General features: G+C 71.8%; 6 protein-coding genes. 5 read left to right on the top strand and 1 reads right to left on the bottom strand.

Features of this window, described 5'->3' with window-relative positions; translation table 11 throughout:
• Positions 1-399 precede the first annotated feature (399 nt).
• The 5 genes from CGE01nite_RS16010 (at position 400) to CGE01nite_RS17485 (ending at position 9,596) form a co-directional block, all read left to right on the top strand.
• Positions 400-2,442, top strand: coding sequence for a beta-galactosidase (locus CGE01nite_RS16010; protein WP_141371695.1), 2,043 nt, complete (start codon positions 400-402; stop codon positions 2,440-2,442).
• 109 nt (positions 2,443-2,551) lie between these two features.
• Entirely contained in the window at positions 2,552-3,814 is a 1,263-nt protein-coding gene (locus CGE01nite_RS16005; protein WP_141371694.1) for a sugar ABC transporter substrate-binding protein, read from the top strand.
• A gap of 85 nt (positions 3,815-3,899) precedes the next feature.
• Positions 3,900-5,534 carry an ABC transporter permease subunit gene (locus CGE01nite_RS16000; protein ID WP_048343448.1) on the top strand — a complete coding sequence of 545 codons (1,635 nt, stop codon included), beginning with the start codon at positions 3,900-3,902 and terminating at the stop codon, positions 5,532-5,534.
• Positions 5,534-6,442: a sugar ABC transporter permease gene (locus CGE01nite_RS15995; protein WP_371857598.1), complete on the top strand. Its 909-nt coding sequence runs from the start codon at positions 5,534-5,536 to the stop codon at positions 6,440-6,442. Before CGE01nite_RS16000 ends, CGE01nite_RS15995 begins: the two co-directional genes overlap by 1 nt.
• A 97-nt stretch (positions 6,443-6,539) precedes the next feature.
• Positions 6,540-9,596, top strand: coding sequence for a glycosyl hydrolase 53 family protein (locus CGE01nite_RS17485; protein ID WP_141371693.1), 3,057 nt, complete (start codon positions 6,540-6,542; stop codon positions 9,594-9,596).
• A gap of 61 nt (positions 9,597-9,657) precedes the next feature.
• Here the strand turns inward: CGE01nite_RS17485 and glgB are convergent, their stop codons facing one another.
• Positions 9,658-11,841: a 1,4-alpha-glucan branching protein GlgB gene (gene glgB, locus CGE01nite_RS15985; RefSeq protein WP_141371692.1), complete on the bottom strand. Its 2,184-nt coding sequence runs from the start codon at positions 11,839-11,841 to the stop codon at positions 9,658-9,660.
• Positions 11,842-12,108: the final 267 nt, after the last annotated feature.

Raw genomic sequence — 12,108 nt, 5'->3', positions numbered from 1 at the left:
GCCAGGTCCGGTCACCACGCCGGCTCACCCACCGTCGGGCCGGCTTGCTCGAGAGCGGTGCGCCGTCGAGCATGGGCGACCTGCCGCGGCCGGCTGCGGGGAGGGCGTCGAGCGGGTCTGAGGCGCTTCGCCGCGCGCTCGCGCATCCGGAGCGCTGATGCCGCGCGGGACTGCCGACTCGGGCGTGTCCGGAGGGCTCGTGGCTCCAGGTCCGACGGACGGCGGGTGTCCGCCTGCGGCCCGTCTTCGATCTCCCGGCTGTGCACGATCACAGTCAGGTAACGAAGTGACCCGTGACTGGGTCGGCGGGTTCCGCTTCAGGACGCGGGTGTGGTTGAGTGTGCACGTTCACAGACCGTGAACGTGCACAGTGCAGTGCGAACGACCCGACGGAGTGTCATGCCCTTCCCGAGCTGGCCCACGAACGACGCGATCTGCTTCGGCGGTGACTACAACCCCGAGCAGTGGCCCCGCGAGGTGTGGGACGAGGACGTGGTCCTCATGCGCGAGGCCGGGGTCAACCTGGTCAGCGTCGGGATCTTCTCGTGGGCGCTGATCGAGGTCGCCGAGGGTGTGTTCGACTTCTCCTGGCTCGACGACCTGCTCGACCTGCTGCACCACAACGGCATCGCGGTCGACCTCGGCACCCCCACTGCGTCGCCGCCGGCGTGGTTCTTCTCGGCGTACCCGCACGCACGCGTGGTCGCCAAGGACGGGACGGTCCTGGGCTTCGGGTCGCGAGGGATGGCCTCGCCGAGCTCGCCCGAGTACCGGGCTGCGGCGGTGCGCGTCGCGAGCGAGCTCGCGCGTCGGTACGCGCAGCACCCGGCCGTCGTGATGTGGCACGTGCACAACGAGTACGGCGCTCCGGTGGGCGAGGACTACTCGGAGACGGCCGTCGCGGCGTTCCGGGTGTGGCTCCAGGAGCGACACGGCTCGCTCGAGGCGCTCAACGCGGCGTGGGGCACCGCGTTCTGGGGTCAGTGGTACACGCAGTGGGACCACATCGGCGCGCCGCACGCCACGCCGACCGTCGCGAACCCCGCGCAGAAGCTCGACTTCGCGCGGTTCACCGACCACCAGCTGCGCGCGTGCTTCGTCGCCGAGCGCGACGCGATCCGCGCCCACGCCGAGCAGCCGATCACGACGAACTTCATGGCCAACGAGTGCCCGGGAACGGATCTGTTCGCCTGGGCGCGCGAGGTCGACATCGTCTCGAACGACCATTACCTCACCGCGGCCGACGAGCGGAACCACGTGGGTCTCGCGCTCGCCGCGGACCTCACGCGATCCGTCGCCGGCGGTGCGCCGTGGATCCTGCTCGAGCACTCCACGTCGGCGGTGAACTGGCAGGCGCGCAACGTCGCCAAGCGCCCCGGGGAGATGGGCCGCAACTCGCTGTCGCACGTGGCGAGGGGCGCCGACGGGATCATGTTCTTCCAGTGGCGCGCGTCGCGCTCGGGGGCGGAGAAGTTCCACTCGGCGATGCTTCCCCACGCGGGCACGTCGTCGCGCGTCTGGCGCGAGGTGGTGCAGCTCGGGCAGGACCTCGCGGCGTTGGCGCCGATGCGCGAATCTCGCGTCGAGGCCGACGTGGCGATCCTGTGGGACGCCGAGTCGTTCTGGGCGCAGGACCTCGAGTGGCGCCCCTCGGTCGACGCGCAGCACAAGGAGCGCGTCCGGGCGTACTACGAGCGCCTGTGGCGCGACGGCCTCACGGTCGACTTCGCGCAGCCGTCGCAGGACCTGAGCCGGTACCGCCTCGTCGTCGCGCCCGCCTCGTACCTGCTGCGCGCGCAGGACGCCGCGCACCTCACGCGCTACGTCGAGGCGGGCGGGACGCTCGTCGTCTCGTACTTCTCGGCGGTGGTCGACGAGCACGACGCGGTGCACCCCGGCGGCTTCCTCTCGCCGCTGCGCGACGCGCTCGGCGTGACGGTGGAGGAGTTCCTGCCGTTGCGGGCGGGCCAGAGCACGCAGGTGTCCTGGCACCCGGACGGCGAACCGGCGGCGCTCCTGACGGCCGACGTCTGGCAGGACGACCTCGTCGTGCACGACGCGCAGGTCGTCGGGACGTACGTCGACGGGCCGGCGGCCGGGAGGCCGGCGGTCACGCGCCACACGCACGGCGCGGGTTCCGGCTGGTACGTCTCGACGAGGCTCGACATCGACGGCCTCGCGCCCGTGATGGCCGCGGCGTACACCGACGCCGGGATCACTCCCCGCGGGTTGCCGCTCGACGTGGAGGTCGTCACACGCCACGGCGCGGACGTCGACTTCGTCGTCGCGATCAACCACACCGCCGAGGACGTCAAGGTCGACCTCGGCGACGGCCACGAGCTCCTGCGCGACGCGCCGGTGGCCGGGGCCATGAGCATCTCCGCAGGTTCGGTGGCGGTGCTCCGCACCGCCCGGCACCACGGAGGTGATGGCCGACCGTAGAGCCCCGGGCGCCCGCCTGAGGCGCCGCCCGTTGCAGTTCGGTTCACCACGTCGCAGCGCCGCGACGCCCCAGGGCGCGCGCGCGACGGCACCTACCGGAAGGACTCCCATGCGCAAGACCCTGATCCGCACGGCGGCCGTCGCCGCCGCCCTGACGTTCCTCGCCGCGTGCAGCGGCAACGAGACCCCGGCGGCGGAGACGACGAGCCCCGCGGCTACCGAGACGACCGAGCCGGCCGGCGGCGCCACCGGCGCGCTGACCATCTGGGTCGACGAGAACCGCAAGCCCGCGGTCCAGGCCGCGGTGGACATCTACAACAAGACGAACCCCGGCGTGACGGTCGAGCTCGTGCAGAAGAACTTCGAGGACATCCGCGCCGACTTCCTCGCCCAGGTCCCCACCGGCGAGGGCCCGGACATCACGATCGGTGCGCACGACTGGCTCGGCTCGTTCATCGTCAACGGCGTGGCCGAGCCCGTCGACCTCGGCGACAAGGTCTCGGAGTTCGAGTCCGTCGCGACGCAGGCGTTCACGTACGACGGGCAGATGTACGGCCTGCCGTACGCGCTCGAGACGGTCGCGATCGTGCGGAACACCGCGCTCGCCGACTCGACGCCGGCCACCTGGGACGAGCTGATCGCCAAGGGGACCGAGGCGAAGACCAAGTACCCGTTCGTCATCAACACCAACGGCACGACGGGTGACGCCTACACGTACTACGGGCTGCAGACGTCGTTCGGTGCACCGGTGTTCGTCCAGAACGCCGACGGCTCGTACACGAACGAGATCGGGATGGGCGGCGACGCCGGCCTGGCGTTCGCGACGTTCCTCGGCGAGAACGGCATGAAGGGCTCCGGCCACTTCTCCACCGACTGGACCTACGACGTCGCCAACCAGGAGTTCGCCGACGGCAACGCGCCGTACACGATCGCCGGTCCGTGGGCGATCCAGACGTTCAAGGACGCGGGCATCGACGTCGCGGTCGACCCGATCCCGTCGGCCGGTGGCGAGACGGCAGCGCCGTTCGTCGGCGTCCAGGGCTTCTACCTGTCGGCGCAGAGCGAGAACAAGCTCGTCGCGAACGACTTCCTCGTGAACTACGTGGCGACCGCCGACGTCATCAAGGCGCTGTACGACGCCGACCCGCGCCTGCCCGCGATGACGGTCGTGGCCGACCAGGTCGCGTCCGACCCGATCGTGGCGGGCTACCTCGCCGCGTCGAAGAACGGTGCGCCCATGCCGTCCATCCCGGAGATGGGCGATGTGTGGGAGCACTGGAACGCCGCGGAGTCCTCGATCATCTCGGGTGCCGCGACGCCCGAGGCCGCGTGGACGAAGATGCTCACCGATCTCGAGGCCGCGATCGGCTGACGGACCGGGTCGGCGGCGAGGCCGCTGGCGTAGCCCTCGCCGCCGACCCTTCCCGCTCCGCGTACCACAGGCCTCCGGAGGAGACATGACCACCGAGCAGTCGCTCACCGCCGCCGTCGTCGGCGACGAACCGCCGCCGACGCGGCGCAGCAGGCAGTCCCATGCGCGTGCGTGGGACGGACTCGGCTTCGGCTTCCTCGCGAAGCTCGCGCTCATGGCGCTGGTGAACGCGCTCGGCGTCGCGGCCGGCTGGTCGGCCTACGTCAACGGCGCCTGGGTGCTGCTCGGCGTCATGGTGGGTCTGCTCGTCGTGGCGGACTGGGTCTACTTCAGCCGGCGGCCCGTCCCGCTCAAGTACCTGTTCCCCGGGCTGGCGTTCCTGGCCGCGTTCCAGCTGTTCACGATCGGCTACACGGGCTACGTCGCGCTGACCAACTACGGCACGGGGCACAACGTGACCCAGGCGCAGGCCGTCGACGCGCTGCTGAGCCAGAACGAGAAGAAGGTCCCCGACTCGCCGACCTACCCGCTCACGATCGTCGAGCAGGACGGCGAGCTCGGCTTCGCGATCGTCCAGGACGGTGCAGCCGCCGTGGGCACCGCCGACCAGCCGCTCGCCGCGGCACCCGACGCGACCGTCGCCGACGGCGTCGTGACCGCGGTCCCCGGGTGGCAGGTGGTGCCGAAGAACCAGGTGCTGAGCGACCCTGCGCTCGCGGACGAGGTGCTCGCGCTGCGCGTCCCGATCTCCGACACCGCCGAGGACGGCTCGATCCGCACCGGCGACGCCACGATCGGGTCCGTCTACCGCTCGGTCCTGGTGTACGACGAGGCCGCCGACACGCTGACCGACGCCGAGACGGGGGTGGTCTACCGAGCGACCGACGACGGGCAGTTCGTCGCCGAGGACGGCACGGCCCTGCCGGTCGGCTGGCGCGTGTTCGTCGGGTTCGAGAACTTCACGAAGGCGTTCACCGACGACACCTACGCCGGCCCGCTGCTGAAGATCGCGCTCTGGACGTTCGTGTTCGCCTTCGCGAGCGTGGTCGTCAGCTTCTTCTTCGGCCTCGTGCTCGCGCTGGTCTACAACGACCCGCGGGTGCGCGGTCGCCGCGTGCTGCGGACGCTGTTCATCCTGCCGTACGCGTTCCCCGCCTTCCTGTCCGCGCTCCTGTGGCGCGGCATGCTCAACGCCAACCCCGACTACGGGATCGTCAACCAGCTGTTCTTCTTCGGTGCGCGCATCGAGTGGCTAGACGACCCGACGCTCGCCAAGGTCTCGGTGATCCTGGTGAACCTCTGGCTGAGCTACCCGTACTGGTTCCTGGTCTGCACGGGTGCGCTGCAGTCGCTGCCCGGGGACGTGCAGGAGGCCGCCCGGATCGACGGCGCCGGCCGGTGGCGCACGTTCCAGTCGATCACGATGCCGTTGCTGCTCGTCTCGACCGCGCCGCTGCTGATCGCGTCGTTCGCGTTCAACTTCAACAACTTCACCCTGATCTACATGCTCACGGGCGGCGGGCCGCGGTTCACCGACACCTCGGCGACGCTCGGTCACACCGACATCCTGATCTCGATGGTGTACCAGATCTCCGGCGTCGCCGGCGGTCGGGCCGACTACGGCCTGGCCAGCGCGCTGTCGATCATCATCTTCGTGATCATCGGGGTGATCTCGGCGCTCATGTTCCGCCGTACTCGCCAGCTCGAGGAGGTCAACTGATGAGCGCGACCCACGTCCAGGACGGCGTGATGGCGACCCAGGCCGCTCTGCGTGCGCGCGGCCGCCGCAGGCGCTGGTTCGCCGAGGTGAGCTGGAAGTACCTGCTCGCGGTCGTCGTGATCGTCTACGCCGCGTTCCCGCTCGTCTACGTGCTCTCGGCGTCGCTCGCGAGCAGCGGCACGCTGACCGGCTCGACGCAGCTGTTCCGCTCGGTCACGTCCGCCAACTACCAGGCGCTCGACTCGACGCGGTTCTGGGAGTGGGCGGGCAACAGCCTGCAGGTCGCGGTGGTCACCGCGGCCGGCTCGGTGCTCATGGGCGCCGCGGCGGCGTACGCCTTCTCCCGGTTCCGGTTCCAGGGGCGCCGCGGCGGGCTGACGACGCTCCTGATCATCCAGATGTTCCCGCAGATGCTCGCGTTCGTCGCGATCTTCCTGCTGCTGCTCTCGCTCGGCGCGGTGATCCCGTCGCTCGGGCTGAACAGCAAGCTCGCGCTGATCTGCGTGTACCTGGGCGGTGCGCTCGGGTCCAACACGTTGCTCATGTACGGGTTCTTCAACAGCGTCCCGCGCGAGCTCGACGAGGCCGCGAAGATCGACGGGGCCTCGCACGCGCAGATCTACTGGACGATCATCCTGCGCCTCGTGACCCCGATCCTCGCGGTCGTCGGGCTCCTGTCCTTCATCGCGACGTTCGGCGAGTTCATCCTCGCGCGCGTGATCCTGACGTCCGAGAGCAACTGGACGCTCGCGGTCGGCATGTACGCGTGGGTCTCCGACCAGCTCAACGCCAACTGGGGCCTGTTCGCGGCGGGCGCCGTGATCGCCGCGCTGCCCGTGCTCGTGCTCTTCCTGGTGCTGCAGAAGTACATCGTCGGCGGTCTGACCGCCGGATCCGTGAAGGGCTGAGTCCGCTCGACTGCGCCCGCTGTGGTTCGACGACCCGTCGTCCGGGACGGCTCGTCGCTGCTCGTCCGACCCCTCTCGCTCGACGAAGGGAAGTCCCGTGCTGTCATCGTCGTCCGCACGTCCCCGCCGGCTCGCCGCGTTCGCCGCGTCCGCCGCCGCCGGTTCGCTCCTGGTCCTCACCCCGCCGCTGGCCGCCTCGGCGGCCGACGGACCGGCGCCTGATGCTCCCGCCGGCATCGTCGTCGAGCCGGTCGAGGGCCTGCCCGCCGACTTCGTCCGCGGGGTCGACGTCTCGTCGGTCGTCGCGCTCGAAGAGAGCGGGGTCGTGTTCCGCGACGCCGCCGGGCGGCCCGCCGACCTGTTCGCGACGCTCGCCGCCTCGGGCGTGACCGACGTGCGGGTGCGCGTCTGGAACGACCCGTACGACGCGCACGGCGCGGGCTACGGCGGTGGCACGGTCGACGTCGACCGCGCGGTCGAGATCGGCCGGCGGGCGACCGCCGCCGGGCTCGGCGTCCTGGTCGACTTCCACTACTCCGACTTCTGGGCGGACCCCGCCAAGCAGTCGGCGCCCAAGGCGTGGGCGGGCCTCACGGTGGACCAGACGGCCGACGCCGTCGAGGCGTTCACGACGACGAGCCTGCAGCAGTTCGAGGACGCGGGCGTCGACGTCACGATGGTCCAGGTCGGCAACGAGACGAACAACGGCGTCGCGGGCGTCTGGGTCGCGGACAACGGCTGGGACTGGGGCGAGGTCGCGAAGATCTACTCCGCCGGGAGCGCCGCGGTGCGCGCCGTGCTCCCCGACGCGCTCGTCGCGCTGCACTTCACGAACCCCGAGAGCAGCGGCTCGTACAGCTGGATCGCGAGCGAGCTCGCCGAGCACGACGTCGACTACGACGTGTTCGCCTCGTCGTACTACCCGTTCTGGCACGGCTCGCTCGACAACCTCACGAGCGTGCTCAGCCAGGTCGCGACCACGTACGACAAGAAGGTCATGGTCGCCGAGACGTCGTGGGCCGCCACGCTCGAGGACGGCGACGGGCACCCGAACACCGTGCGCGCCGGCCAGAACGACGCGAACCTGCCCTACCCGATCAGCGTGCAGGGCCAGGCGAACGCGTTCCGCGATGTCGTCGAGGCCGTGCACGAGGTCGGTGACGCGGGCATCGGCGTCTACTACTGGGAGCCCGCGTGGCTGCCGGTCGGGTCGCCCACGCAGGACAACGCGACGCTCTGGGAGCGGGACGGCTCCGGCTGGGCGTCGAGCGCCGCGGGCGAGTACGAGGACGACGCTGCGACCTGGTACGGCGGCTCGTCGTGGGACAACCAGGCGCTGTTCGACGTCGAGGGCGAGCCCCGCGCCTCGCTCGGCGTGTTCGGGGCCGTCGTGACCGGTGCGGACGCCCCGAGGGCCACGTACGAGGTGGCGCCCGCGACGGTCGCGGTCGACGACGGTGCGGCGATCACCCTGCCCGCCACAGTGGGCGTGACCTACAACGACGCGACCACGGCCGACGTCCCGGTCACCTGGAGCGACTCGGTCGAGTGGATCTCCGGCCCGGGCACGTACACCGTCTCGGGAACGACGAGCGACGGCGACGCGGCGCGCGCGGTCGTGACCGTCCGCGCGGTCGGTGCGGGCGTGAACCACGTGCAGGAGCCCGGCTTCGAGACGTGGGGCTGGCCGGCCTGGGCGTTCGACGGGACCGCGGCGGAGTGGAAGCCGGGAGACGCCTTCGAGGGCAGCTACGCCGTGAACCTGTACGTCGCCGAGGACCGCAGCGGCTCGGTGCGTCAGACGATCACCGGCTTGGAGCCGGGCGCGTACACGCTGTCCGCCGCCGCGGCCGGGGACGGAGAGGCCGCGGGCGACACGGTCGAGCTGTTCGCGACCGTCGACGGTGCGACGAGCACGGCGCCGTTCAGCCTCGACGGCTGGAAGCTCTGGAGCCGACCGACCTTGCCGGTCCTCGTCGGTGAGTCGGGGACGGTCACGGTCGGCGCGCAGTTCGACCTGACCGCGGGTGCGTGGGCGTGGCTCGACGCGTTCTCGCTCGTGAGGACGGTCGACGCCCCCGACACGTCCGAGCTGACCGCGGCGATCGCGGCCGCGGACGAGGTCTCGCCGCACCGCTTCACCGCGCAGTCGTCGGCGGCGCTCGCGCGTGCCGTCGAGATCGGCCGGATCGTGCTCGCCGGCGGCGACCTCGTGGCGCAGGACCAGGTCGACGCGGCCACGGCGCTCGTCCTCGCGGCGACCGCGGGCGTCGTCGTCGCACGCGAGGCGACGCCGCGGGTGACCGCGTCGTCGCCGCGCGTCGCGCACGGGCAGGCCGCGCAGGTCACGGTCACGGTCGCCGCGCGCTCGACGGAGCGACCCACCGGGCACGTGGCCGTGACGGTGGGCGGGACCACGGTCGACGCCGAGCTCCGCTACGCCGACGAGGGCACCGTCGTCGTGCCCCTCCCGGTGCTGGCGCCCGGCACGCACGCGGTCACGGTCGCGTACGGCGGCGACTGGAAGGTCGCCCCGGGGACCGCGCGCGCGACGGTCAGGGTCGCGAGGGCCGTGGCGACCGTCACCGGCCGGCTGCAGAGGTCGACGATCACGCCGACCGAACGGGCCAAGGTGGACGTCGTCGTGACGGCTCCCACCGGCCTGATCCCGACCGGCACGGTCACCGTACGGGCCGGGCGGTACTCGCAGGTCGCGACGCTGCGCTCGTCGGCCAAGGGCAAGGTCACCGTGACCCTGCCGCGGATGACGTCGCGCGCGGAGCGCACGGTCACGGTCACGTACTCGGGCGACGCGTCGCTCACCGCGGCGTCCGCGGTGGTCGGGACGCTGCGCGTCGCGAAGGCCGTGCCGCGCGTGACGGCGACGCTCGAGCGCGCGTCGGTCTCGGCGTCGCAGCGGGCGAAGGTCACGGTCCGGGTCTCGGCGCCGGGGGTGGCCGCGCCCACCGGCCGGGTGACCGTGCGGATCGGTGCGACGAGCCACGTCGTGGCGCTCCGTGCGGCCGACCAGGGCCGGGCGACCGTCGAGCTGCCGCCGCGGACCGCGGGCACGTACACCGTCCGCGTCAGCTACCTGGGCAGCGCGAGCGTGCTCGCGGGGAAGGCGGCGCCGCTCACGTTGCGCGTCCGCTGAGCCCAGGACGACGCGAGGGCGGTGACCGACGGCTGCGGTCACCGCCCTCGTGGTGCGTCGGTCAGACCTCCTGCTGCAGGAAGATCGCGCCCAGCGGGGGGACGCGCACGAGCGCGGAGTACGGCCGGCCGTGGTGCGGGTCCGGCTGCGCCTCGACGACGCCGAGGTTGCCGACGCCCGAGCCGCCGTACTCGTGCGCGTCGGTGTTGAAGACCTCGGTCCACCGGCCGCCGGCGGGCAGCGCGAGCCGGTAGCTCTCGTGCGGCGTGCCGGCGAAGTTGACCAGCACCACGAGCGGCGGCGTCGCCGTGCCCTTGCGCAGGTAGGCGAGCACGTTGTGGTCCGCGTCGTCGGAGTCGATCCACTCGAAGCCGTCGGGCGTGTGGTCGAGCTGCCACAGCGCCGGGGTGCGCTGGTAGAGCGCGTTGAGGTCGCGCAGCATGCGGTGCACGCCGGCGCGCAGCGGGTCGTCCAGGGCCCACCAGTCGAGCGAGCGGGACTCGCTCCACTCGTCGGGCTGCGCGAACTCCTGGCCCATGAACAGCAGCTTCTTGCCCGGGTGGGTCCACTGGTAGGCGTACAGCGCGCGCACGCCCGCGGACTTCTGCCAGTGGTCGCCCGGCATCCGGGCGTACACCGAGCCCTTGCCGTGCACGACCTCGTCGTGCGAGATCGGCAGGAGGTACTGCTCGGAGAACGCGTAGACCATCGAGAACGTGATCTCGCCGTGGTGGTACCGGCGGTGGATCGGCTCCTCCTTGAGGTACCGGAGCGTGTCGTTCATCCAGCCCATGTTCCACTTCAGGCCGAAGCCGAGGCCGTTGTGGTCGGTGGGCGCCGTGACGCCGGGCCAGGCGGTGGACTCCTCGGCGATCATCATCGTGCCGGGCGCCCGGCGGTACGCGGTCGCGTTGGTCTCCTGCAGGAAGGCGATCGCGTCGAGGTTCTCGCGCCCGCCGTGCTTGTTGGGGCGCCACTGCCCGGGCTGGCGCGAGTAGTCGAGGTAGAGCATCGAGGCGACCGCGTCCACGCGCAGCGCGTCGACGTGGAACTCCGTGAGCCAGAAGACGGCGTTGGCGACGAGGAAGTTGCGCACCTCGTTGCGGCCGTAGTTGAACACGTACGTGCCCCAGTCGGGCTGCTCGCCGAGCAGCGGGTCCGGGTGCTCGTACAGCGCGGTGCCGTCGAACTGCGCGAGCGCCCACTCGTCCTTGGGGAAGTGGCCCGGCACCCAGTCGACGATCACGCCGATGCCCGCGCGGTGCAGCGTGTCGATCAGGTAGCGCAGGTCGTCGGGGTGGCCGAACCGTGAGGTCGCGGCGTAGTACCCGGTCACCTGGTAGCCCCACGACGGCGCGTACGGGTGCTCCGCGACGGGCAGCAGCTCGACGTGCGTGAAGCCCAGGTCCAGGACGTACTCGGTGAGCTGGTGGGCGAGGTCGCGGTACGACAGGCCCTGGCGCCACGAGCCGAGGTGCACCTCGTAGACCGACAGCGGGCCGTTGTGCGGGTCGGTCGCGGCGCGGGCCGCCATCCACTCGTCGTCGGTCCACGTGTAGGTGGACTCGACGACGACCGACGCGGTCGCGGGCGGGACCTCGGTGCCGCGGGCCATGGGGTCGGCCTTCTGGCGCCATGTGCCGTCGTGCGTGAGGATCTCGAACTTGTAGCGAGCGCCCGCGGTCACGGCGGGGACGAACAGCTCCCAGATGCCCGAGTCGCCGAGCGAGCGCATCGCGTGGGTCGCACCCTGCCAGTAGTTGAAGTCGCCGACGACGCGCACCGCGCGCGCGTTGGGCGCCCACACGGCGAACGACGTGCCGTGCACCTCGCCGAGCGTGCTCGGGTAGGTGCGCACGCGAGCGCCGAGCACGGTCCACAGCTCCTCGTGCCGACCCTCGCGGATGAGGTGACGGTCGAGCTCCTGGACGGTCGGCAGGAACCGGTACGGGTCGTCGGCGAGGGTCGTCGTGTCGCCGTACGTGACCTCGACGCGGTAGTCGGGCACGTCCTCGCCGGGGAGCACCGCGACCCAGATGCCGTCCTGCTCGTGCCGCGCCGGGACGCGGGTGTCGGGCGTGATCACGACGACCGAGTCGGCCAGCGGGCGCAGCAGCCGGATCGTCACGCCGCCGTCGCCGGGGTGCGGGCCGAGCACGCCGTGGGGGTCGTACCAGGAGCCGTGGGCGACGGCCCGCAACGTGTCGGGGTCGGCAGGTACGGGGGACGGGGCGGTCGCGCTCATGCGCCTAGCCAACCACCCCGCGGGGTGGCGCGCAGGGTTCCCCGCCGCATGACCTGCCCGGACGTCGCCGTGCGCCGACGCGGACCCGGTCGCTCAGTCGGGCGGCGCGGGTGCGGTGCTGCCGCGCGCGACGAGGCGAGGGAGCGGGGCGGTGTACGACCGCACCGGCCCGTCGGCCAGCACGTTGAGCACGCAGTCCGCGACCTGCACGCCCATCGCGTGCACGTCGAGGCTCATGGCGGACAGCGGCGGGTGCGCGAGCCGGCA

This window comes from Cellulomonas gelida (assembly GCF_006538725.1).
Taxonomy (GTDB): Bacteria; Actinomycetota; Actinomycetes; order Actinomycetales; family Cellulomonadaceae; genus Cellulomonas; species Cellulomonas gelida.
This window is presented reverse-complemented; position numbering and strand designations above follow the sequence as displayed.